Annotated in this window: 21 protein-coding genes; 11 read left to right on the top strand and 10 right to left on the bottom strand. The window is 68.3% G+C overall.

What is annotated here, in order from left to right:
• Positions 1-29: 29 nt before the first annotated feature.
• The 3 genes from AB5J62_RS09630 to AB5J62_RS09620 all read left to right on the top strand — a co-directional run bounded on the left by AB5J62_RS09630 (position 30) and on the right by AB5J62_RS09620 (position 4,891).
• Entirely contained in the window at positions 30-644 is a 615-nt protein-coding gene (locus AB5J62_RS09630) for a class I SAM-dependent methyltransferase (protein ID WP_370947800.1), read from the top strand.
• A gap of 37 nt (positions 645-681) precedes the next feature.
• Positions 682-3,870, top strand: coding sequence for an SNF2-related protein (locus AB5J62_RS09625; RefSeq protein ID WP_370947799.1), 3,189 nt, complete (start codon positions 682-684; stop codon positions 3,868-3,870).
• Positions 3,871-4,030: 160 nt separating this feature from the next.
• Complete coding sequence (locus tag AB5J62_RS09620; RefSeq protein WP_370947798.1) at positions 4,031-4,891, top strand: SGNH/GDSL hydrolase family protein; 861 nt, start codon at positions 4,031-4,033, stop codon at positions 4,889-4,891.
• On the opposite strand, the gene AB5J62_RS09615 is transcribed toward AB5J62_RS09620, so the two are convergent.
• Positions 4,878-5,666 (bottom strand): alpha/beta fold hydrolase, encoded by a 789-nt coding sequence (locus AB5J62_RS09615; protein WP_370947797.1) that lies wholly within the window; start codon positions 5,664-5,666, stop codon positions 4,878-4,880. The two genes, AB5J62_RS09620 and AB5J62_RS09615, sit on opposite strands and share 14 nt — an antisense overlap.
• Positions 5,666-6,409 (bottom strand): alpha/beta fold hydrolase, encoded by a 744-nt coding sequence (locus tag AB5J62_RS09610; protein ID WP_370947796.1) that lies wholly within the window; start codon positions 6,407-6,409, stop codon positions 5,666-5,668. The genes AB5J62_RS09615 and AB5J62_RS09610 overlap by 1 nt, the downstream gene beginning before the upstream one ends.
• A gap of 87 nt (positions 6,410-6,496) precedes the next feature.
• Between AB5J62_RS09610 and AB5J62_RS09605 the strand changes: the two genes are divergently transcribed.
• The gene (locus tag AB5J62_RS09605; RefSeq protein WP_370947795.1) at positions 6,497-7,375 is read left to right on the top strand and encodes a LysR family transcriptional regulator; all 879 of its coding nucleotides are present in this window, start codon (positions 6,497-6,499) and stop codon (positions 7,373-7,375) included.
• 45 nt (positions 7,376-7,420) lie between these two features.
• Here the strand turns inward: AB5J62_RS09605 and AB5J62_RS09600 are convergent, their stop codons facing one another.
• Positions 7,421-10,048, bottom strand: a complete 2,628-nt coding sequence (locus AB5J62_RS09600; protein WP_370947794.1) for a valine--tRNA ligase — start codon at positions 10,046-10,048, stop codon at positions 7,421-7,423.
• 93 nt (positions 10,049-10,141) lie between these two features.
• Between AB5J62_RS09600 and AB5J62_RS09595 the strand changes: the two genes are divergently transcribed.
• From AB5J62_RS09595 to AB5J62_RS09585, 3 genes are all read left to right on the top strand, one after another.
• Positions 10,142-11,122 (top strand): hypothetical protein, encoded by a 981-nt coding sequence (locus AB5J62_RS09595; protein WP_370947793.1) that lies wholly within the window; start codon positions 10,142-10,144, stop codon positions 11,120-11,122.
• Between the two features lie 26 nt (positions 11,123-11,148).
• Positions 11,149-13,455: an FdhF/YdeP family oxidoreductase gene (locus tag AB5J62_RS09590; RefSeq protein ID WP_370947792.1), complete on the top strand. Its 2,307-nt coding sequence runs from the start codon at positions 11,149-11,151 to the stop codon at positions 13,453-13,455.
• 69 nt (positions 13,456-13,524) lie between these two features.
• Positions 13,525-13,731, top strand: a complete 207-nt coding sequence (locus tag AB5J62_RS09585; protein WP_370947791.1) for a hypothetical protein — start codon at positions 13,525-13,527, stop codon at positions 13,729-13,731.
• A gap of 1 nt (position 13,732) precedes the next feature.
• On the opposite strand, the gene AB5J62_RS09580 is transcribed toward AB5J62_RS09585, so the two are convergent.
• From AB5J62_RS09580 to AB5J62_RS09565, 4 genes are all read right to left on the bottom strand, one after another.
• Positions 13,733-15,106 carry a hypothetical protein gene (locus AB5J62_RS09580; protein WP_370947790.1) on the bottom strand — a complete coding sequence of 458 codons (1,374 nt, stop codon included), beginning with the start codon at positions 15,104-15,106 and terminating at the stop codon, positions 13,733-13,735.
• A 3-nt stretch (positions 15,107-15,109) separates the two neighbouring features.
• Positions 15,110-15,664: a DUF3558 family protein gene (locus AB5J62_RS09575; RefSeq protein WP_370947789.1), complete on the bottom strand. Its 555-nt coding sequence runs from the start codon at positions 15,662-15,664 to the stop codon at positions 15,110-15,112.
• Positions 15,661-16,152 (bottom strand): hypothetical protein, encoded by a 492-nt coding sequence (locus AB5J62_RS09570; protein WP_370947788.1) that lies wholly within the window; start codon positions 16,150-16,152, stop codon positions 15,661-15,663. The genes AB5J62_RS09575 and AB5J62_RS09570 overlap by 4 nt, the downstream gene beginning before the upstream one ends.
• Before the next feature lie 76 nt (positions 16,153-16,228).
• Complete coding sequence (locus AB5J62_RS09565) at positions 16,229-16,969, bottom strand: ESX secretion-associated protein EspG (RefSeq protein WP_370947787.1); 741 nt, start codon at positions 16,967-16,969, stop codon at positions 16,229-16,231.
• A 148-nt stretch (positions 16,970-17,117) separates the two neighbouring features.
• On the opposite strand from AB5J62_RS09565, the gene AB5J62_RS09560 reads away from it, so the two are divergent.
• The gene (locus AB5J62_RS09560) at positions 17,118-17,990 is read left to right on the top strand and encodes a hypothetical protein (RefSeq protein ID WP_370947785.1); all 873 of its coding nucleotides are present in this window, start codon (positions 17,118-17,120) and stop codon (positions 17,988-17,990) included.
• 40 nt (positions 17,991-18,030) lie between these two features.
• Here AB5J62_RS09560 and AB5J62_RS09555 read toward each other — a convergent pair whose 3' ends face one another.
• From AB5J62_RS09555 to AB5J62_RS09545, 3 genes are read right to left on the bottom strand one after another with little or no spacing between them, the layout of a single operon-like run.
• A complete protein-coding gene (locus AB5J62_RS09555) occupies positions 18,031-19,419 on the bottom strand; it encodes an LCP family protein (protein ID WP_370950219.1) in 1,389 nt (462 codons plus the stop codon).
• A 54-nt stretch (positions 19,420-19,473) separates the two neighbouring features.
• Positions 19,474-20,190, bottom strand: coding sequence for an SDR family NAD(P)-dependent oxidoreductase (locus AB5J62_RS09550; protein WP_370947784.1), 717 nt, complete (start codon positions 20,188-20,190; stop codon positions 19,474-19,476).
• Positions 20,187-20,606, bottom strand: coding sequence for a VOC family protein (locus tag AB5J62_RS09545; RefSeq protein ID WP_370947782.1), 420 nt, complete (start codon positions 20,604-20,606; stop codon positions 20,187-20,189). The genes AB5J62_RS09550 and AB5J62_RS09545 overlap by 4 nt, the downstream gene beginning before the upstream one ends.
• Positions 20,607-20,650: 44 nt before the next feature.
• Here AB5J62_RS09545 and AB5J62_RS09540 point away from each other — a divergent pair, with 44 nt between their 5' ends.
• The 3 genes from AB5J62_RS09540 to AB5J62_RS09530 all read left to right on the top strand — a co-directional run bounded on the left by AB5J62_RS09540 (position 20,651) and on the right by AB5J62_RS09530 (position 23,327).
• Positions 20,651-21,343 carry a GntR family transcriptional regulator gene (locus AB5J62_RS09540; protein WP_370947781.1) on the top strand — a complete coding sequence of 231 codons (693 nt, stop codon included), beginning with the start codon at positions 20,651-20,653 and terminating at the stop codon, positions 21,341-21,343.
• Between the two features lie 62 nt (positions 21,344-21,405).
• Entirely contained in the window at positions 21,406-21,726 is a 321-nt protein-coding gene (locus AB5J62_RS09535) for a hypothetical protein (protein WP_370947779.1), read from the top strand.
• Positions 21,726-23,327: an alpha/beta hydrolase gene (locus AB5J62_RS09530; RefSeq protein WP_370947778.1), complete on the top strand. Its 1,602-nt coding sequence runs from the start codon at positions 21,726-21,728 to the stop codon at positions 23,325-23,327. Before AB5J62_RS09535 ends, AB5J62_RS09530 begins: the two co-directional genes overlap by 1 nt.
• Positions 23,328-23,378 lie beyond the last annotated feature (51 nt).

Below are 23,378 nucleotides of genomic sequence, written 5' to 3'. Positions count from 1 at the left end.
CGTGCGCGTTTACTGGCAGCATCGGATGCATGCCGTTCAACCACAACGACCACTACCACCCGCTGCTGCTGCGGCATCTGCCGCCGGGGCCGGGCGTCGCGCTGGACGTCGGCTGTGGCACCGGCCGGTTCGCCAGGCGGCTGGCCGCGGCTGGGTTGACGGTCGACGGCGTCGACTCGTCCGGCCTGATGGTCGAGGCGGCCAGGGCGTCCGGCTCGCCCGGCCCCGGCAAGGCCAAGTACCGGCAGGCGGACGTGACCAAGGAGCCGCTGCCGATCGAGCACTACGACTACATCTCGTGCGTCGCCTCGCTGCACCACATGCCGATCGAGATGCTGGGCGTGCTGGAGGAGGCGCTGGTGCCCGGCGGGGTGCTGGTGGTGCTCGGGCTGGCCAAGCCGAGCAAGGTCCGCGACTACGCGCTGTGGCTGGCCGCGGCGCCGGTCAACCTGCTCGCGCGGGCCGTGGTGCACGCGGGCGAGCGGCTCAACGGCGGCAGCGAGCCCGCGCTGCGCGCGCCGATCAGGGAGACCTACCCGACGATGAGCGAGATCAGGCGGACGTCGCGCGACCTTCTGCCCGGCAGCACCGTCCGGCCGCTGCTGTTCTGGCGGTACCTGCTGGAGTACACGAAACAGCCCTGATTCCGGTTTTGTCGGTGGCTCGCGCTAGCTTCGGAGGATGGCCACACCGCCCGCCTTCGACACCGACGACCTCAAAGACGTCGTCGGTGCCGCGACGTATGCGCGGGGAGTGGAGCACGCGAAGCGGTACGCGATCGCGGAGCCGTCCTGGAGTCCAGCGAAGGGCACGCTGAGCGGCCCGGTGCCCGGCAGCCGTGGCGACACCTACCGCGCCACGGTCTACTTCCACACCATCGACGGCGAGCCCGCCGAGCTGCAGGCCGGTCAGTGCACCTGCCCGGTCGGCTACAACTGCAAGCACGTCACGGCGCTGGTGCTGGCCGCCGCCGATGCCGGTCGGCGTGCCGCGCGGCCGGTGTCCTGGGAGACCTCGCTCGGCTACCTGCTCGAGCACGAGCCGGTCACCCCGAAGACACCGCTCGCGATCGAGCTGACGCTGACCGGCCGCAGCCCGCTGGCCAAGCTGGTGAAACAGGGCAAGCGCGGCTGGATCGGCAGCGGGCTGAGCTGGACGAAGCTGGCCGCGCTGCATCACTACGACGAGCATCCCAGCGAGCAGCTCCGGGTGCTGCAGGAGCTGTACGCGCTCTATCAGGCGCACAATCCGACCCGGAACTTCTACGGCGACGTGCGCACGATCGACCTGTCGGGATTCGACAGCCACCAGCTCTGGCCGCTGCTCGACGAGGCCGCGACACACGGCGTCCGGCTGGTGCACGGCGGCAAGGAACTGGGCGATCTCGACCAGCCGGTCAGCGGTGACGTCTGCCTGGACGTCACCACCGCACCCGGTGACGCGTTGACCGTCGCGCCGTCGATCCGGCTCGACGGCGTCCCGTCCGACGCGGTGCCGGTGGCGTTCATCGGCTCCGGCGGGCACGGCCTGGTCTACGTCGACCGCGCCGACAGCGAGCGGACCGACGATCCGGCGAGGTGGCGGCTGCGCCTGGCCAAGCTCACTCCGCCCGCTCCCCCGCAGCTGCAGCGGATGGCGCTGGACGGCGAACTGCTGAGCATCCCGCCGGCCGAGCTGCCGCGGTTCCGGGACGAATACTGCCCTCGGCTGCGCACGGTCGCGCCACTCGTGTCGTCGGACTCCTCGTTCACCCCGCCGAAGGTCTCCGGCCCGAAGCTGCTCGTGCACGCCGAGTACGGCAAGGAGCACACGCTGGAGGTCGGCTGGGAGTGGGCGTATCGCGTCGGCGAGTCCAAGTTCCGTGACCCGCTGAGCACCGAGGAGGTGTCCGGCTACCGCGACCTCGTCCGCGAGGAGAAGTTGCTGGCCAGGCTCGACGTACCCGCGGAGTTCGCGCCAGGCCGGAAACGGCTCGTCTGCGAAGGCGGCGACACGATGCGGTTCACCATGGAAGTGTTGCCGCTGCTGCGAGGCAGGCCTGACGTCGAGGTCGACATCACCGGCAAGCCCGCCGACTACCACGAAGTCGGGGATTCGGTGAACATCGAGTTCTCGACGGCCGAGTTGGTCGGCAAGCGGGACTGGTTCGGCCTCGACATCGCGTTCTTCGTCGAGGGCCATCCGATCGCGTTCGTCAACGTCTTCCTGGCGCTCAGCCGCGGCGAATCCCAGCTGCTGCTGCCCAGCGGTGCGTACTTCTCTTTGCTGAAGCCGGAATTCCAGGCACTGAAGCGACTCATGGAAGAGGCGCGGATGATGCAGGACCAGCCCAGCGGGCCACTGCAGATCAGCCGCTACCAGGTCACGCTGTGGGATGAGCTCACCGCGCTCGGCGTGGTCGACCAGCAGGCCGAAGCCTGGCGCCGTCAGCTGACCGAGCTGCGCTCGCTGGACGAGGTCGGCACGGTCGATCCGCCCGCTTCGCTGACCGCGGAGCTGCGGCCGTACCAGGTGGACGGGTTCCGCTGGCTCGCGTTCCTGTGGAAGTTCGGGCTCGGCGGGATACTCGCCGACGACATGGGGCTCGGCAAGACCGTGCAGACGCTGGCGTTGATCTGCCACGCCAAGGCCACGGCGCCGTTCCTGATCGTCGCACCGACGAGCGTCGCGCCCAACTGGGCGGCTGAGGCGGCCAGGTTCGCTCCGGACCTGAAAGTCGTCGTGCTGACGGACACGCTGAAAAAGCGAAAGCAGACGCTCGCCGAGGTCGTCGGGGACGCCGATGTGGTGGTCACGTCGTACACGCTGTTCCGGCTGGACAACGACGCCTACACCGAGCGCGAGTGGGCCGGGCTGGTGCTCGACGAAGCCCAGTTCGTCAAGAACCACAACGCGAAGGCGCACCAGTGCGCGCGCAAGCTCGACGCGCCGTTCAAGCTCGCGATCACCGGCACGCCCATGGAGAACAACCTGATGGAGCTGTGGTCGCTGCTGTCGATCACCGCGCCGGGGCTGTTCCCGAACCCGCACCGGTTCGAGGAGTACTACGTCCGGCCGATCGAAAAACGAGGCGATCCCGAGAAACTCGGCAGGTTGCGCCGCCGCATCAAGCCATTGGTCAAGCGCCGCACCAAGGAACAGGTCGCCGCCGACCTGCCCGAAAAGCAGGAACAGGTACTGGAAGTCGACCTGCATCCCAAGCACCGCAAGCTTTATCAGACGCACTTGCAGCGGGAGCGGCAGAAAATCCTCGGCCTGGTCAGGGATCTCGACAAGAACCGGTTCACCATCTTCCAGTCCTTGACGTTACTGCGGCGCCTGAGCCTGGACGCCGGCCTGGTCGACGAGGAGCACTCCGGTCTGCCGAGCGCGAAGGTCGACGCGCTGATCGAACAGCTGCAGGACGTCACCGGCGGCGGGCACCGGGCGCTGGTGTTCAGCCAGTTCACCGGTTTCCTTGACGTGGTAAGGAAAAGGCTCGACGCCGAGGGGTTCACCTACTGCTATCTCGACGGCAGCACGCGGCGTCGCGCCGAGGTGATCGAGCGCTTCAAGACCGGCACCGACCCGGTGTTCCTGATCAGCCTGAAGGCGGGCGGGTTCGGGCTGAACCTGACCGAGGCCGACTACTGCTTCCTGCTCGACCCGTGGTGGAACCCGGCGTCCGAGGCCCAAGCCGTCGACCGCACGCACCGCATCGGCCAGACCCGCAACGTCATGGTCTACCGGCTCATCGCCAAGGACACGATCGAGCAGAAGGTCATGGCGCTCAAGGCGAAGAAGGCCGAACTGGTCGCCAGCGTGATGGACGACGGCAACGCCTTCGGGTCCGGTTTGGACGCCGACGACATCCGAGGCCTGTTCGCCTGAATCGTTGGTTGACCCTAAGCAACGTCGAAATCACCCGTTGTTACACCACGGGCGAGTGAACAAAGGTCTTGACCACCCGAACGGCGGCACCGGCTTTCGATCATCGCTGGCTAGAACGTGAATGGAGTCCGTGAATTCCGCTCACGAAACAGAGGTCTCGATGCGTACCGTCTTCACCGCCGCAGCCGCGACGATCGTGCTGCTGGCGTCCACTCTCACCGCTCAAGCCGGGGTGCTGAACTACGTCGCGCTGGGCGATTCGTACACGTCGGGACCATTGATCCCGCAGCAACGGAGCGATCCGCTCGGCTGCGGGCGGTCCAAGAGCAACTACCCGGCGATCGTCGCCGCACGGCTCGGCGCCCACTACACCGACGTCAGCTGCGCGGGGGCGTCGACCGTGCAGATGGCCTACGCGCAGCCGACGGTTTCCGGCACCAACGCGGCGCAGTACAAGGCCTTGGAGACCTATACCGACCTGGTCACCGTCGGCATCGGCGGCAACGACTTCGACCTGTTCCGCACGCTGATCGACACCTGCCCGCTGCTGCGCGCGTCGAACTCCACCGGCAACCCGTGCGAGCGCCGGTTCGCGGTGAACGGGGTCGACAGCATCAAGGCCGGGATCCCGAAGATCTCCGAGCGGATCAAGGAAGTCCTGTCCGGCATCCACGTGCGTTCACCCAGGGCGCGGGTGTTCGCGATCGGCTATCCCCGGATCCTGCCACCGAGCGGGTACTGCCCCAACGAGCTGCCGTTCGCCGACGGCGACTACGCCTGGCTGAACAGCGTCGAGGAGGCCCTGAACGCCGCCATCTCCGACGCGGTCAAGGCCGACGGCAATTCGTCCTATGTGGACCTCTACGGACCGTCGCTCGGCCACGACGCGTGCGCGGGCACGGCGGCCTGGGTCAACGGCCGGAACGATTCCTGGTCGCCGGGAGCGGCCGCCTATCACCCGTTCGGCATCGGCATGTCCGGGATGGCCGACGTCGTCTTCCAGCAGGTCATTCGTCCATAAAGGACAAAATGGCGGCGGCGAACCCCGTCGGATCCTCGGCGGGGGCGCCGTGCCCGGCATCGATCAGGGCGCGGCGCGCGCCCGGAATGGCCGCGGCGAGCCGGTCCTGCTGGGCGCGGTCGACGATCCGGTCGTGCTCGCTGGCGAGCAGCAACGTCGGCGCGGTGATCCTCGGCAGGATCTCCGTGAGATCGACTCGCCGGTCGACCTCGATCTGCCTGGCCGCTTCGACCGGGTTGATCAGGCCGCCCAGCATCGCGACGAGTTCTTCGTTCGACTCAGCCGTGGCCGCGGCCCAGTATCGGGGGCCAAAAGCCATCAACGGCAGCATGCGGGCGAACGCTCCGGCGTTCAGCAATTCGAGCCAATACCGCAGTTCCGCGTCGAAGCGGGTGTCCGTGACGGCCCAGCAAGCGTGCAGCACCAGGGAGTGCACGCGGTCCGGGTGGGTGCCTGCCAGCCGCGCGGCGACGACGGCGCCGAGCGAATGGCCGACGAGCCGGAACTCGCCGAGCCCGGCGTCGTCGGCCGCCGCGAGCACTTCGGCGGCCAGGTCCTCGACCGTGAGCGCGCCGCCATGGTCGACCGTCAAGCCGGAGCCCGAGTAGTCGGGCGCGACGACGGTGTAGCGGTCTCGCGCCGCTTCCGTCAGCGGCAGCCACTGCTCACGCGTCGCGGCGGTGCCGTGCACCAGCACGAGACCCGGCCCGCTGCCGGTCACGTCGTAGTGCACCAGCGCCTCGCCACCGCTGATCTTGACCGCGGTCTTCGGCATCAGTTGTCCCCCAATACTTTGCGCAGCGCCGCGTTGAAGGCGAGCGGTTGTTCTTGATGTGGCAGGTGTCCTGAGCCGTCGATGACGATCAGCTCGGCGCCCGGCGTCAGCGCGGCGCACGTGCGCGGGACCTCGAGCGGGATTTCGGCGTCGAGTTCGCCGTGCACGTAGGTGATCGGCACGCCGAGCCCGGCGAGCCGTGGCCGTGGGTCGTAGCGGGTGCACTCGGTGAACAGCTCGTCGATGTAGACACCCGAATCAAGGACTTGCCGCAGTGTCCAGTCGATCAGCGCAGGCGAGGTACTTGGCGCGAACCAGTTCGGCAGCCAGCCGGCGAGAGTACCCGCCCGGTCGGTGACCAGCGCTTCCCGCAGCGCGAGGACCTTGTCGAGCATGCCCGTCGACGGCCAGTACGCCGGGCCGCCGACCGTGACGACGCGCTCGACCAGTTCGGGATGCCGCAACGCCAGCTCGGTCGCGTAGAGCCCGCCGATCGACGAGCCGACGATGACCGGCTTGCCGAGTTCGCGGGCCACCTCGGCCAGGTCTTCGACGTTGGTTTCGATGGTGTTGCCTCGCGACGGTCGCGGTGAGCGGCCGCAGCCGCGCAGATCCACCGTCACGACGCGGTGGTCGCGGGCGAACTCCGGCAGCTGCGCGCCCCAGACGCGGCCGCTGGTTCCCCAGCCGTGCAAGAAAAGCAGCGGTCGGCCGGTGCCTTCGTCTTCTCGATAGAGCTTCATGGCTTCGAGCGTGGCGGACACTCCGGTATAGACCAATGAGCGAGACGCTCGTACACTGATCACCAGTCGTGATCAATGGGAGTATGCGTGGAACTACGTCAACTCCGGTACTTCGTGACCGTGGCCGAGGAACTGCACTTCGGCCGGGCCGCCGCGCGGCTTCACATCGTGCAGCCCGCGGTCAGCCAGCAGGTGCGGCGGCTGGAGCGTGAACTCGGCTCCGACCTGTTCGACCGCACCACGCGCAGCGTCACGCTCACCGACCTCGGGCACCGCTTTCTCCCGCACGCCAAGGAAGTGCTCGCCTCCGAAGAACGCGCTCTCGCCGCGGTCAAGGAACTGCGCGAGGAACGCGAGCGCACCATCCGGCTCGGCACCAGCGACGGCATCGGCGACCGGATGGACCGGCTGCTCGCCGCGTTCACCGAGCGCGTGCCGGGCGCGCACCTCGACCTGGTGCACGCGCCCGTCGAGCAGCGGCTGCGCGACGTCCGGTCCGGCGCGCTGGACGCGACCATCGTGCGCGGCACCTGGGACGCGCCCGAGCTGGACTTCACGCCGCTGTGGGACGACCCGGTCGTCGTCGCGTTGCCCGCCGCGCATCCGTTGGCAGCTCAGGAATCCGTCGCGTTCGCGGAACTGGCCGAGCTGCCGGCGCGGCTGAGCTCACGCAAACGCAACCCGCCGCTGTTCGACCTGATCGTCCGCTGCTGCCGGGAAGCGGGCTTCGAACCGTTGCTGGGCAAGGAGTTCACCACCGCGCAGGACACGCTGGCCACGCTCGGCTTCGGCCCGCACTGGACCGTCTTCTACGCCGCGCACGCGAACCTGCTGCCGGTACCCGGCGTGACCTTCCGCCCGCTGCGCGACCCGTCCCCGGTCATGCCGACCTACCTGGCCACCCGAGCGGACCGCCGGCTCGGCCCCGAACTGCTGGGCCTGATCCAGGCAGGCCAGACGGGATAAAGCGGGCTTTACTCCGGGGAGTAAAGCCCGCTTTATCACGGGTTCTTACGCGGGAAGCGTCGCCAGGCGGGCCTTGATCCGCTCGATGTCGGCGACGGCCGTGTCGCGGCGGCCCTTGATCTTGTCGACGACGTGCTCGGGCGCCTTGGCCATGAAGGCCTCGTTGCCGAGCTTGCCCTCGGTGGTCGCCAGCTCCTTCTCGGCGACGCCCAGGTCCTTCTGGAGCCGCTTGCGCTCGGCCGCGACGTCGATGGTGCCCGACAGGTCGAGTTCGACCGTCGCGACGCCACCGGCGAGCCCGACCTCGAGCGACGCGCTCGGCGCGAAGCCGTCCTCAGGCGCGGTCAGCCGCACCAGCGAGCGGATCGCCTCGTCGTGCAGCGCGACCGTGTCGTAGCCGCCGCCGGAAAGCCGCGCCGCGACCTTCTGCCCCGGCTTGAGACCCTGGTCGGCGCGGAACCGGCGGACCTCGGTGACCAGCTTCTGCACGTCCGCGATCCGGCCGTCGACGGCCACGTCGGCGAACGACGTGTCGGCCACCGGCCAGGACGCGATCACCAGCGACTCGCCGCCGGTCAGCGCGACCCACAGCTTCTCGGTGATGAACGGCATGAACGGGTGCAGCAGCCGCAGCACGGTGTCCAGCACGTGCCCGAGCACGGCGCGGGTGTTCGCCGCGGCCGTCTCGGTGCCGTTGTACAGCTGGACCTTCGCGAGCTCCAAGTACCAGTCGCACAGCTCGTTCCAGATGAACGAGTACAGCGCGTTGGACACCTTCGCGAACTGGTAGTCCTCGAACAGCGCGTCCACTTCGGACACCGTCGCGCCGAGCCTGCCGAGAATCCAGCGGTCGGCCTCGGTCAGCTCGGCGGCCGCGGGCACCGGGTGCTCGACCGACGCGCCGTTCATCATCGCGAACTTGGTGGCGTTCCACAGCTTCGTGCCGAAGTTGCGGGAACCGGCCGCCCACTCTTCGCTGATCGCCATGTCGCTGCCGGGGTTCGCGCCGCGGGCCAGCGTGAACCGGGTGGCGTCGGCGCCGAAGCTGTCCATCCAGGCGAGCGGGTCGATCACGTTGCCGCGGGTCTTGGACATCTTCTTGCCCTGCGCGTCACGGATGAGCCCGTGCAGGTACACGTGATCGAACGGCTGCACACCGTCCATCTCGTACACGCCGAACATCATCATCCGGACGACCCAGAAGAACAGGATGTCGTAGCCGGTGCACAGCACGCTGGTCGGATAGAACTTCTCCAGGTCCGGCGTCTTGTCCGGCCAGCCCATCGTCGAGAACGGCCAGAGCCCCGAAGAGAACCAGGTGTCCAGCACGTCGGGGTCCTGGGTCCAGCCCTCGCCGGACGGCGGCTGCTCGTCGGGCCCGACGCAGACCATCTGGTCGTCGGGGCCGTACCAGACCGGGATGCGGTGACCCCACCACAGCTGGCGCGAAATCGTCCAGTCGTGCATGTTGTCGACCCAGTCGAAGTACCGCTTGCCCAGCTCCTGCGGGTAGACCGTGGTCCGGCCGTCACGCACCGCGTCGCCGGCCATCCGCGACAGCGACTCGACGTTGACCCACCACTGCAGCGAAAGCCGCGGCTCGACGACCGTGTCGCAGCGCGAGCAGTGCCCGACCGCGTGCACGTACGGCCGCTTCTCGGCGACGATCCGGCCGTCCTCGCGCAGCGCGGCGACGACCGCGGGCCGCGCCTCGAAGCGGTCCATGCCCAGGAACGGGCCGTGCACGGTGACCACGGCGCGCTCGTCCATGATCGTGAGCATCGGCAGGTCGTGGCGGCGGCCGATCTCGAAGTCGTTCGGGTCGTGCGCCGGGGTCACCTTGACGGCGCCGGTGCCGAACTCGGGGTCGACGTGCTCGTCGGCCACGATCGGGATGCGGCGCCCGGTCAGCGGCAGCTCGACCTCGGTGCCGACCAGGTGCTTGTACCGCTCGTCGTCCGGGTGGACGGCGACCGCGGTGTCACCCAGCATCGTCTCCGCGCGCGTGGTGGCCACGACGATGGCGTTCTCGCCGTCGCCGTAGCGGATCGACACGAGCTCGCCGTCGTCGTCGGAGTGGTCGACCTCGATGTCCGACAGCGCCGTCTGGCACCGGGGGCACCAGTTGATGATGCGCTCGGCGCGGTAGATCAGCCCGTCGTCGAACAGCCGCTTGAACATGGTCTGCACGGCGCGGGACAGGCCCTCGTCCATGGTGAACCGCTCGCGCGACCAGTCGACTCCGTCGCCGAGACGGCGCATCTGGCCGAGGATCTTGCCGCCGTATTCGGCCTTCCACTCCCAGACGCGCTCGATGAACTTCTCGCGGCCCAGGTCGTGCCGGGAGACGCCTTCCTTGGCCAGCTCACGCTCGACGACGTTCTGCGTCGCGATGCCCGCGTGGTCCATGCCGGGCAGCCACAGCACCTCGTAGCCCTGCATCCGGCGGCGACGGCTCATCGCGTCCATCAGGGTGTGGTCCAGCGCGTGGCCCATGTGCAGGCTGCCGGTGACGTTCGGCGGGGGCAATACGATCGAGAACGGCGGCTTGTCCGACGAGGCGTCCGCGGTGAAGTACCCGGCGTCTACCCACCGCTGGTAGAGCGTGGCTTCTTCATCGGCCGGGTTCCAGGCACCCGGAAGGTCGGTCTGAGGCTGAGCGTTCTCGGTCACAACGACAAGTCTACGAACTCGCTCACTGGGGGTAACACTCGCGTCTCACCAGCGATGAGTGGATGTTGGAACACTGGGGGAAGGCAGTCCACGATGGACGATCGCAGTATCGACACGCATCCGGACCTGATGAATCCGGACTGGCGGAAGCACGCCGAAAAAGAGGCGTGGGCCGAGGTGCGCAAGACGCAGCGCAAGAAGCGGGGCTTCTGGCGCCGTCCCTCGCTCTGGGTCGTGCTCGGGCTCGTCGTGCTCGTGGGTGCCGCCGTCGTGGTCAGGCAGGTCAAGGGCCAGACGACGAACGACCCGGCCGCCGCGCCGCTGACTCCCTCCAGCGCGCCGACGGCCGCGCCGAGCACGCTCCCGCGCACCGCGAAAGTCGATCTCACCCAGCCGTTCCTGAACACGCCTGCCGCGCTGTGGAAGGACGGGCTCGACGGGCTAGAGGTCCCGACGGCGGAGCCGCTCGGCACGATCACCGCCGACCAGGTCACGAGCGCCTATGACCAGGTCAAGAAGACCATCACGGCGACCGTGCTCGACCGGAACGGGATCGAGAAGCGCGACCACGGCGCGCTGTACGAGGCACTCGGCGCCCGGTCGGCGAAGCCGGTCAAGGAGGTGCTGGAAGGGCCGGACAAGACCAAGGTGTCGTCCTACCTCACCGAGGTCGCGGACGGCTTCCACCTGCTGCCCGCCGGTCCACGCCTCAAGGGCAAGCTCAGTGCGCAGGCAGGCGAGCGCAAGGGTGAGGTCATCATCAAGGCGAGCTACGTCGTCGCGTACGCGTTCGACGCGCCCGACCCTGGGAAGCTCAACGGTCCCGGCGACATCGTCGCGTTCCGGCGTGAAGAGGTGCGCTACGCCGTGTACACCCCCAAGGTGGGCGGCGGGGTGTACTTCGACGGCGGGGAGAGCCAGGTCTTCTCGATGGCCTGCGGAGCGGCCAAGGCTGGGTACCTCGCGCCGTTCTACAGCGAGGTCACCATCGGCAACGGGCCCGGCGTATCGGACGAGGCCAGGATCTACGACCCCGACAAGCCGATCGACAACTCCGGGCCGGGCTGCGAGTAGCCGGTGCCGAGGCGCACTATGGGGGTGTGAGCAGCAACGCGCCTGAGAACGACGTCGACGAGAGCCGCCTCACGGTCGGCAAGCCGAAGGAGTGGGCGGCGGGCATCCCCGGTGTCGCCGTCTCGCTGACCCGCGGCATGGAACAGATGGGCGCGGCGCGCACCGTCCGCACGCTGCGCCTGCTCAACCAGCGCGAGGGCTTCGACTGCCCCGGCTGCGCGTGGCCGGAGCCGAGGCAGGCCGACGGCGAGCACCGGCACCTCGCCGAGTTCTGCGAGAACGGCGCCAAGGCCGTCGCCGAAGAGGCCACCAAGCGGCGCGTCGGGCCGTCGTTCTTCGCCGAGCACTCGGTCGAGGATCTCGCGGGCAAGACCGACTACTGGCTCGGCCAGCAGGGACGGCTCACCGAGCCGATGGTGCTGCGCGAAGGCGCGTCGCACTACGCGCCGATCTCGTGGGACGACGCGTTCTCGCTCGTGGCCGGGAAGCTGCGCGAGCTGGCCGACCCGAACGAGGCGATCTTCTACACCTCGGGCCGCACGAGCAACGAGGCCGCGTTCCTGTACCAGCTGCTCGTCCGCTCGTTCGGGACGAACAACCTGCCCGACTGTTCCAACATGTGTCACGAGTCGTCCGGCGCGGCGCTGTCGGCGACGACCGGTATCGGCAAGGGCTCGGTCAGCCTGGCCGACATCCACCACGCCGACCTGATCCTGGTGGTCGGCCAGAACCCGGGCACCAACCATCCGCGCATGCTGTCGGCGCTGGAGCAGGCGAAGGCGGCGGGCGCGAAGATCATCGCGGTCAACCCGTTGCCGGAGGCCGGGCTGATGCGGTTCAAGAACCCGCAGAAGGCCAAGGGCGTGGTCGGCAAGGGCACCCCACTGGCCGACGAGTTCGCCCAGATCCGCCTCGGCGGCGACCTGGCGTTCTTCCAGGCAATCGGTCATCTGCTGCTGGCACAGGAGGAAGCCGCGCCCGGCACGGTGGTCGACCGCGCGTTCGTCGACGCCTCGACCGAGGGTTTCGACGACTACGCCAAGCAGGTCCGCGACCTCGACTGGGCCGCGGTCGACGCGGCCACCGGCCTGCCGCGCGAGCAGATCGTGCGCATCGCGCGGATGATCGCCGAGTCGGAGCGCACGATCTACTGCTGGGCGATGGGCCTGACCCAGCACAAGCACGCGGTGCCGACGATCAAGGAGATCGCGAATGTGGCGCTGCTGCGCGGGATGATCGGCAAGCCGGGCGCGGGCCTGTGCCCGGTGCGCGGCCACTCCAACGTGCAGGGCGACCGCACGATGGGCATCTGGGAGAAGATGCCGGAGAAGTTCATGGCCGGTCTCGAACGCGAATTCGGCATCAAGGTGCCCCGTGATCATGGCCTGGACACCGTCGACTCGATCCGCGCGATGCGCGACGGCCACGGCAAGGTCTTCTTCGCGCTGGGCGGCAATTTCGCTTCCGCCACCCCGGATTCCGCGCTGACCGAGAACGCGCTGCGCTCCTGCGAGCTGACCGTGCAGGTGTCGACGAAGCTCAACCGTTCCCATGTCGTGCACGGAAAGACGGCCTTGATCCTGCCGACACTCGGCCGCACCGAGCGCGACGTGCAGGCCTCGGGTGAGCAGTTCGTGACAGTCGAAGACTCGATGTCCGCTGTGCACCCGTCACGTGGCCGCCTCGCACCGGCGAGCGCGTCGCTGCGGTCGGAGGTCGCGATCGTCTGCGGTCTCGCCTCCGCGCTGCTGGGCGACGGCCACGCGGTCCCGTGGACCTCGTTCGCGGCCGACTACGACCTGATCCGCGACCGCATCGCGGGCGTCGTACCCGGCTGCGACGACTACAACCGCCGCGTCCGCGAACCGGACGGTTTCGTGCTCCCGCACGCGCCACGCGACGCGCGCGAGTTCAACGGAACGGCCAACGGCAAGGCCAACTTCACGGCGTCCCCGCTGGAGTTCCCCGCCATCCCCGACGGCCGGTTGCTGCTGCAGACCTTGCGCAGCCACGACCAGTACAACACCACCATCTACGGCTTGTCCGACCGCTACCGCGGCATCGAAGACGGCCGCCGCGTCGTCTTCGTGAACCCCGCGGACCTCACTTCGCTGGGCTTCGAGGACGGCGAACTCGTCGACCTGATCTCGGAGTGGCGCGACACCGAGCGTCGCGCGGAGTCCTTTCGGATCGTGTCGTACCCGACGGCGCCCGGTTGCGCGGCGGCGTACTTCCCCGAGGCGAACGCGTTGGTGGCACTGGATTCCGTGGCCGACACGTCGAACACCCCGGTCTCGAAGGCCATTGTCATCCGACTGGCGCATCGCGGCTGACTGGCATCGGCGGCGAAACCGCGTTACAGTTAGTGGAGTAGTCCACTAGCCGTTTCGGGGGGAGTGCACATGTTAGCCCGTAGGACGATGGTCAGCGCTTGGATGCGGTTGTCACGATCGAGCGTGATCGCGTATTCCGTGTACCCCACCCAGAACGAGGTCGAGATCACCGTCGACGAAGGCGAGTTCGACCTGGTGATGACCGGTGAGGCGCTCGAGCACTGCATCGAGCGCCTCACCTGCGCGCTGGCCGAGCTGAGGGCGGCCCAGGGGTAGGTCAGCCGATGACCGGCGGAACGACCTTCACACCGTCCGGCCCGATCGAGATGTTCGCGTCGAACATCTCGTCCGGGTCGTCACCCTGCACGTACTTCGACTTCCGCTCTTCGTCTTCTTCTTTCTTGCCTTTGTTGGCACCCGCTCCGGCGGCCCCGGCCGCGCCGCCCTTCCCGGCCGCGGTCGTCCCGCGCGTCAGCCGCTCATTGGCGGCCTTCGCGCCCCGTTCGGCGCCACTGCCCTTACCCTCACCGAGCTTTTCCTGCGCGGCCTTCGCATCGGTCCCGAGCAACCGCCCGGCCGCGCTCCCCCGCCCGGCACCGGCCCTGCCCTTACGCTCGATGTCAGCGCCGGCGCCGCCGAGCTGTCCACCACCGAGCCCCATCGGCCCCAGCCCAGGCCCGGCATTCGGCGCCTTCGGCACCACCGGATTCGGCTGCACCGGCGGCGGATTGCCCGGCCCGAACACGCCCGACCCAGTGCTCCGCCCAGCGGGCTCAGGCCCAGGCGACGGCAATACCCCGGGCCCGGTCCCCGGGCCAGTTCCCGGGCCGCTTCCCGGCCCGCCGTACGTCCCACCACCGGTGCCAGGCGCGAACCCGGAGACCTTGGTCCCCTCGTCATGCCCGACCAAGCCCTGCCCGCCCAGCGCCGGCGCGGGCGCGTAGGCGGGCATGGTGCGCCCGGTCTCGTAAAGCCCGCCGTTCATCCCGGTGACGACCTGCGCGGCCTTCTCGTGCGCCTCCTGCGCCCGCTGCTGCTGCGCGGCGATGTCCTCCATCATCTTGACCCCGGCCTGGATATCGGCCGGATTCGGACTCACCAGCTTGTCCGCGGCCCGATCCATCGCCCCCTTCTGATCAAAGGGAACGACAGGCGGCATCTCCCGCCGTGCGTGATCCACGGCGGCCGACTGCTGCGAATACCGGTTGCCCGCCAGCGCCGTGGCCTCACTGGTGTGATTCAGCCAATTTCCGGACTGCTGCAGGAAAGCCGCGACCCGAGCACCCGATTCCCCTTGCCAGTCGGACTCTTCAGCGCTCGCCGCGGCACTCGCGGCCTGCGAGCTTTCGGCCAGCACATTCGCGAAATTCGTGATCTTCTCGCCGTGGATGTCGATCTCGACGGCGTTGCCGGACTGCACCATGTCGAAGAGAGCCTGGTGGTCGTAGCCCATGGCGTCGACGTCGGACGGCGCCAGGCCTTGGCGGAACTCCTGGCCACGCTGGAAAGCCTCGCCCTGAGCCCTCGAGTACGCGCCGGCCGCCTCTTCGGCGATGGCCTCGGCCTGCGCGGTGAACGGAGCGTTCCCCGATGCCTGGGCGGCGTCGTAAGCCTTCTTGTAGACGTCCGCCGCGTACTCGTACTTGGTCATGCCTCAGTTCCCCTTAGGCAAAAACGGCTCAACCTTCTTGGCCACCGACATCGCGAAGTCGCAAGCCTCATCCGTGGAACCCGTGTTCAGGACAGCGGCCATGTAAGCCCGATTCTTCTCGCCGACCGCCATACCGATCTCACAGTTCCCCTTCGCCCCGATGCCATCCCGAATTTGGACGGCGGGGCGCCCATTGACGTCACCGTCATGAACCTTGGCAGGATCTTCTTTGAGATCTTTGATACCGAGCCCCGTGTGCAGGGACAAACCGATCTCTCCGTACCCGGATTTCTCCGTCTCGCAAGAGTTGGAGCCGCCGGCCTTCTCCGGAGTACTTGGCGAAAAACCCTGGTTACTGCTCGAAGCCATGGCCTTGTCCAGGAGCTCACAGGCCTTCAGATCACCGAAGACATTCGACACCTGAGACGACGATGGTGAAGGCGAATTGGTGGCCACAGGGTCGGCGGTGCCCGGCGTTTGCGTAGAGCAGGCCGTCAACGCGGCACCGGCCATCACGACGATCGCCAGTCGAACGCGCACCTTCAATAACGAAGTCATGATCGGGGATTGATCTTCCTCAGCGCCTGATGATTCTCGGACTCGGTCTCTCGGTAGTTGCGCATCGCGATGTCGATGGCCTCGGTCAAGGCTTCGAAGCCGGCCTTCATATCGTCCGCAGCCGGGATCAGCGACTGCTGGTCACCATGAATCATGCCGATCACGTGCTGCTTCACCTGCTCGGCATACGGCCCACTGCCGAGCGCGGGACCCCGCTTGAGCTCGAGCAGGTCCCGTTGCATGTGCCGGTACCCGTCCAGATATGCGAGCGCCGCTCGTTTGGCGTGCTCCCCGCCCGCCTCGTTCACGGCGAACTTCCCCTGCTTGGCGAGGCTTTTCACCTGCTCGGCATTCGACCGGAACACCGACGCCGTCGCCGCGTCCACCGGCCCTGGCTCGGCGACGATCCCCGCCAGGAAGGACCCGCTGGCGTCACCAGCCGGAGTGCCCTTCTCAGCTCTCGACTGGGTGTCGAAACCATCAGGCATGGTCCGTTCAACCTCCCCTTGCACGTGACACTCAGCGCAACCCGACAGTCACAGTACCGGCCACCGCCGCCTACTGTCAGCGATTGCGTGGATCGCGTGCGTAAGCGATCTGGTCGTGCAGCCATCTTCGCAGGTGAGAGCCGTCGGATGGAATGAACGTGCGACGCTTGCCACCGTCGGGCAGCGCCGCGGAAAACTGGACGAAACGGCCGCCGTCCGTGTCGAAGAACTGGGCCGTTTCGAGCCAGGTCAGCCTGCCGTCGCGGCTGCGGACGGAGAGCTCGAAGGTGCCGAAACGCAGGAGCGGCCAGGAGAAGAAGTCGGTCAGGCCGATCTCGCGGCCGCGGACGGGCGTGGTCACCGGGATCGGGGCGTCGACCACCGAAAGCTCGCGGAGCGGGACGGCGGCCAGTGCCGGGAGACAGGAGACGAGCGCGCCGACCAGGCGGTCGGATCTGAGCAGGTCGAAGAGGACCGTGTCGCCGTCGAGGGAGGACAGCACGCCGAGGCCGTCGGCCATCGCCGCGCGATACAGCACGTGCTCCGGCTGATGCTCGGTCTGGCGGGCGCGGACCACGATCAAGACCTCGGGGCGGGTCCAGGCGGTGAGTGCGTTTTCGACGTCGGCGTCGAGGCGGTCGCCTGCCGCGAGGCCGCGGGTGCGCAGGTCGGCCCAGAGGCGGGCGCGGAAGTCGGCGCGCTCGGTGAAGGTGGTGCCGACGTGGGGTGGTTCGAAGGGCTGCCAAGAACGCGGCAGTTTGAGTTCCTCTGCCAGAGCTTCGATCGCGCCGAGCTCCAGCGAGAAGGTATCCGGCACGCCGTCCTCCCTGTCCGTGACCGGGCGCTCACACTACACGGCCGCCGATCGGCTGCCGGTAATTCACGGGGGAAGCGGCCGGTTGGCGGCTTTCCGGCAAAGCGGACAAGGGTGACCGTGGAGTTTTCCTCGTCGAAAGGACAACCCCATGTCTCGAAGATCGATCGCGGGCGTCGCGGTCGCGTTGCTGCTGGCTTGTCTTCCGGGCGCCGCCGGTGCCACCGTCGAGAAGTGGCCGTCGCCGCTGGACTTCGCGTCCCAGCTGGACCTCGAGTGTTTCAAGACCGATGCCTACCAGCCGCCGGCGACCGTGGTGACGCTGCGCCACCTCAACCCGGTGCTCGCGGGGCAGCCGGCCGAGACCGTCAAGGTCGGCGCGCGTGAACAGCTGTGCGTGCCGGTCGCGAAGAACGGCAAGATCCCGCCGCCGGTCGTGGTCGATCTCGTCCAGTTCGTCGATCTGTCCTGCTATCAGGTGCGCTCCATCGGGGTCGAGTCGAAGCTCAAGCTGACCCACTTGAACCCGGTCGTGACGGCCATGGGCGTGCCGTCGACCGAGGTGATGGTCGGCGGCACCGACCAGTTGTGCCTGCCGGTGGTCAAGAACGGGAAGTTCCCGCCGGACTGGGTCCGGCAATTCGTGCAGTATCTCGACCTGAAGTGTTCGGTCATCTTCCCCGCGGCGCCGCTGGGGATCCAGCTGACGTTGAGCCACCTCAATCCGGTGCTCGCGAATCTGCCGAAGCAGCAGGTGAAGGTCAACGAGGCGCGGCGCCTGTGCGTGCCGGTGCAGAAGAACGACCAGAAGATCCCCAGTGACATCCTCGACGTGATCCAGTGGGTCGATCTGGAGAAGTTCGACGTCACGCCGGGCCCGACGCCCGGCCCGATCGCGCTCACGCTCGATCTCACCCACCTCAACCCGCTGATGTCGGCGTGGCCGCGCGAGCGCGCCGTGCTCGGCGGGCCGACGCAGCTGGGCCTGCCGGTCGCCAAGAACGGCAAGATCCCGCCTGGCTGAGTTCCGCGCGGTGTGGTGGCCTCGCGGTCACCACACCGTCTCAGTCGACGCAGTTCTCGCCGTCGGAGACGATCGGCGGCGGTCCGCCCGCCGCGCCGCCACCGTCGGAGACCCCCGGTCCGTTGTAGACCTGGCCGAGCAGCACCTCGACGTGCCCGGCGGGAACGTCCGGCGAGACCTGCGTGGTGAGGCCGCCGAGCTGGCGGGCGATGTCGGCGCCCGCCGCCGCGAGATCGGCGGGGTAGCGCACGAGCGAGGTGCGCCGCGCGGCCACGTTCTCCGTCTTGCCCTGGCCGAATCCCTTGCCGGTCAACAACGACGACACGCGGGCGGCGAGGCCGTCCTTGGGTGAGGCGTTCGAGACGTCGACGGTCACCTGCGGGACGGCGGGCGCCGCGCCGATCAGTTCGGCCGCGAACGCCTTGATCTGGGCCGGGTCCACCTGGACCGCGGTCGCGGTCGGCTTGCTCGGGTTGTAGCGGTAGTCGACGTTCACCACCGGCACGGTGTCGAACTGGATGCCGCCGCCCGCGATGCCGTTCATCTGCCGCATGAAGTCCAGCAGGTCCCAAGATTCGTCGAGCACCACCGAACGTTTCACGGCCCCGATGAGGTCCGAGAGCCTGCCGGGATTGGCCAAAGTGCCCTGTGACAACACCTGGCGCGCCAACGCCGCCAAGAAGACCTGCTGGCGCCGCACCCGGTCGAGGTCGGTCCTGGGCAGCCCGTCGCGCTGCCTGACGAACGCCAGCGCCTCGCTGCCCGAGATCGTCTGCGGCCCGGCCGGGAAGTCCGCGCCCGAGTTCTCGTCCTTCGTCGCCTTCTTGAGGCAGACATCGACACCGCCGACGGCCTTGCTGATCTCGTAGAAGCTCAGCAGGTTCACCTCGGCGTAGTGGTCGATCTTGACCCCGGTCAGGTCCTCGACCACCTGCCGCGTCGCGCGCCTGCCCGCGGTCAGCGAGTTCTTGTAGATCTTGGTCTTGTCGGTTTCGCCCGCTTTCCGGAGCCGCCCGGCCTCGGCCAGCTTCGTCAGCCCGAACGCGGAGTTGATCTTGCCTTTGCCCAGGTCACCGGGAAGCTGCACATACGAGTCACGCGGAATCGAGAACGCGCGGACATCCTTTTTGCCGTTCGGGATCCGCAGCACCATCAACGTGTCGGTGAGGTCGTCGCCGTTCGCGCCGGCACGCAGTTCCCGCAGCACCTCGGCGGGCAGCGGGTTGCCGAACTGGTCATCGCGGGAGTCGCGGCCGACCAGCAGGATGTCGAGCGACCCGTCCGCGGGCTGTTCACCGGGTTTGGCGTCGTCGATGACGTCCGAGCGCTCGACGCCGTCCAGCGAGCTCAAGGTCGAGTAGCCGTAAGCCGTCGCGGTGAACACGGCACAGGCCACGCACGCGACGGCCACCTTCCCCAGTATGTGCACGCCCTCTAGACGCCGCCGCGCGCGCTCCTGCTGCATACGTGGCCTGGATCACAGCTAGTGCAGATAAGACGCGCCGTTCAAATCGAGTACCGCGCCCGACGCCCACTCCGACGACGCCAGGTAGACGACGGCGGCCGCGACCTCCTCCGCCGTGCCGACCCGGCCGAACGGGCTCTGCGCGCGCAACGCGTCGTCCACCCGATCGGCGACGCGCGCGGTCATGGTGAACCCGGGAGCCACCGTCGCCACCGCGATGCCGTGCGGCGCGAGCGAAACGGCCAGCGACTGCCCCAGCGAATGCAGCGCCGCCTTGCTCGCGCCGTAAGCCGGATGGTCCGGTTCGCCCCGAAACGCCCCGCGTGAGCCGATGTTGACGATGCGTCCTGACGCGCCGCGCGCGATCAGGTTCCGCGCGACGCTGTACATCAGGTTGGCGGTGCCGAACACGTTCACACCGAAGGTCTCCTGGAACGACCGCTGCCAGTCGGCATAGGACACGTCGGGCACGGCGTGCGCGTTCTCCGGCCCGGTGGCGATGGCCGCGTTGTTCACGAGCACGTCGACGCCGCCGAGCGTCTCCTCCGCGAAGTCGGCGATCCGTTGCGCCGCAACGGGATCCGACAGGTCACCCTGAACGAGCGCGTGGCCGCCGATCGGCTCCGGCCTGTTTTTGGCGTAGTGCATGACGACGCGATCGCCGAGCGCCGCGAACGCCTCGGCCACCGCACGACCGATGCCGCTCGAAGCACCGGTGACCAGCACGCCCCTCATTTCGCGAACAACTGCGACTCGTCACGGAAAGCCTTGAACTCCAAGACGTTCCCGGCCGGATCGTGCAGGAACATCGTCCACTGCTCCCCCGGTTCACCCGCGAACCGCCGGTACGGCTCGATCACGAACGGGATGTCCGCGCCACGCAGCCGCTCCGCCAGCACATGGAACGCGTCGACACTGAGGATCAGCCCGAAATGCGGCACCGGCACGTCGTGCCCGTCGACCGGGTTCCGCCCGGCCTCGGGACGCGCACCGGGCACGACATGGGTGACCAGCTGGTGGCCGTGGAAGTCCCAGTCGACCCACTGCGCGGACGAGCGCCCCTCCTCGAGCCCGAGCACTTCACCGTAGAAGCCACGCGAGGCGGCCAGGTCGTCGACGGGGATGGCGAGATGGAAACCAGGTCGTGTCATGAGACCAGGTTGATCGAGCGATGTTCGAATGTCAACATTAGGACATGAGTGCTCCCCAGGTCCGCAAAGCCGTCCGCAGAGGCCTCGCCCACGAGGCCGCGGACCGGGTGCGCGACGCGATCTTCGCCGGCGAGTTCCCACCCGGCGCCCCGCTCAAAGAGGTCGACTTGGCCGCATCTCTCGACGTCAGCCGCGGTTCCGTCCGCGAGGGCCTGGCGATCCTCGCGCAGGAGGGCCTCATCCGGTCGCAGTGGCACCGTGGCACGACGGTCATCGACCTGACCCCCACCGACATCGACGAGGTCTACTCGGTCCGCGCCGCACTCGACAGCCTCGCCGCCCGCACCGCCCAGCAGCGCGCCAACCCCGAAGCACTGGCCGAACTGGACCGCTGCGTCGACGCGATGGCCGCCGAGCTCGGCTCCGGCAACGGCCCCCGCCTCTTGGCCTTGGACATCGCGTTCCACGACGCGATCTACGCCGCCGCGGGCAACGGCAGGCTCACCGCCGCCTGGGAGGCGATCCGCTCACAGGTGCATTTGTTCCAGCTCAGCCGCATCACGCTCGGCACCGAGCACTACCGCGCCCGCGTAGTCGGCGAGCACCGCGAACTCGCCGCGCTGATCCGCGACGGCGATCCCGAAGCACTGGGTCAGGTCGCGGAGGAACACGTGCACTCGGCGCGGCGCACGCTGCTGGAGAAACTGGCGGTCCAGGTACCTCTCACGAGTGGCTGAGGGAACGACTCTCTCCCGCCTCGCGTCTTTCTGTGGTCGGATGGTCACAGAGGGAGGTCACGATGAGTGGAGGGTATGGCGTAGTCATCGACGCCATCGACCGAGCATCAGGCGCGGCGACGCGCGCGGCCGACGCGATCCGCCCGGTCGAGCTGGCGGGAACGCTGAACGGAATCCCGCAAGGCTTGCCGGGCGGCCGATCCGTCGACGCGGCGAGACAGCTGCGCACCGTGTGGTCGCGCGAAATGCCTACGTGGGTGACGAACATGGCCGATTACGCCCGCCAGTTGCACGATGCCGCCGCACACTACCGGGCCAACGAAGCCGACGCACAGGCCGATCTGCACGAGGTACTCGTGCGCGGCGGAGCGAGGCCGGTCTGATGGTCCGCTGGGGTGACGTGCGCCACTGGAACGCGGGCGCGATCGGCGGCGTCGCGGATGCCCTCAACCAGCGCTGCACCACGCTGATCGCGACCAACGACGACGTCGAGAGCGCGCTCGTCCGCGAAGGCTGGCTGGGCAACGCCGCGGTGGCCGCCGGTCAGCGCGCCCGGTCGCTGATCTCCGGCTTGGAACAGCGCGTCGCCGAGGCTTCAGCGGTTCGCCGCGCGGCGCACGAGGTCCAGCTGGCCGTCGAGCGCATCACGTCCTTCGTCCACGAGACCGACGAACTCGCGCGAGTGAACGGCTGGTCCATCGGCGCCGACGGCGCGATCGTCCTGGCCCCGACGGCGGGCCCGCCTCCCCCGCCGGACATCATCGCCCGCCAGAACCAGGTCAAGATCGAGCTTCTCGACCGCATCGAGCAGCTCCTCCGCCGCGCCAACGACGTCGACACGGATTTCGCGGCGATACTGACCAGGGCCATGCGCGGCGAGATCACCGAGCAGGACGCGACCAGCCTCGCCCAGGCCGCCGACGCGGGCGGACGACAGAGCGGCCTGTCGATCATCGGGCCGCCCGAGGGCGGGACGCCGGGCGACAACAAGGCTTGGTGGGCGACCCTGTCGGACACCGCGAAGGGCGTGATCCTGCGGGACAACCCTGATCTGGTGCGCAACCTGGATGGGATCCCGATCGTGGACCGGGACGCCGCGAACCGCGCGGTCCTGCAGCGCGAGATCGGCAGACTGGCTGCGGCGCAGGCGAAAGGCGATGACGTGGCCGGGAAGCTGGAAGGCCTGCGTGCCATCGAGGCGCGGCTGAACAGTTCTTCAGTAGGCCAGCCGCAAGCGTTCTTGATCGGACTGGATGCCAGTGGTGACGGCCAGGCGATCGTGTCGGCGGGAAACCCTGACACCGCGACGAATGTCGCGACCTACGTGCCGGGCACCGGCTCAGAGCTGGCCACGATCGGCGAGGAAATCAACCGGTCGGACAAGATGCTCCAGGCCGCCGCCAGGGCGGGCTCGCCGTCAACGGCGGTGATCACTTGGATCGGCTACGACGCGCCCGATCACCTCGACAACGCGGTGAGCGGAAGCTATGCCGACAACGCGAAAGCATCGCTGCAAGGTTTCCAGGACGGGTTGCGGGCCACCCATGAAGGCGCGCCGTCACACACCACGGTGCTCGGCCACAGCTACGGCACGACCGTGATCGGCCACGCGGCTTCCAACGGGGGCCTGAACGCCAACGAGATCGTCTTCGTCGCCAGCCCCGGAGTAGGCGCGGAGAGCGCGGGCAGCCTCCATCTGGGCGGTGTCGCCCAAAGCGATATCGGCCAGCATGTGCACTCGACGGTCGCGGAGCACGACATCATCCGTCTTTCCAACCTCGAAATCGACGGCGAGGATTTGGTGCACGGTCCGGATCCCGCCGCGCACGACTTCGGTGGCCAGGTCTTCAGCTCCGCTCCAGGTACTGCCGGATCTGTCTTTCTGGATGGCCTCTGTGAAAAAGCCCACAGCGAATATTGGGAAGCCAACAACCCGGCATTGCGCAACTTCGGCCTGATCATCGCCGGAAGGCCGGCGACGTGAAATGCGCCTGGCTGGTCGTTGCGACCGTATTGGCTTCTTCCGGCGCATGTT

It is taken from the genome of Amycolatopsis sp. cg5, assembly GCF_041346955.1.
Taxonomy (GTDB): Bacteria; Actinomycetota; Actinomycetes; order Mycobacteriales; family Pseudonocardiaceae; genus Amycolatopsis.
The sequence above is the reverse complement of the archived record's forward strand: the minus strand, read 5'-3'. Positions and strand labels throughout refer to the sequence as shown.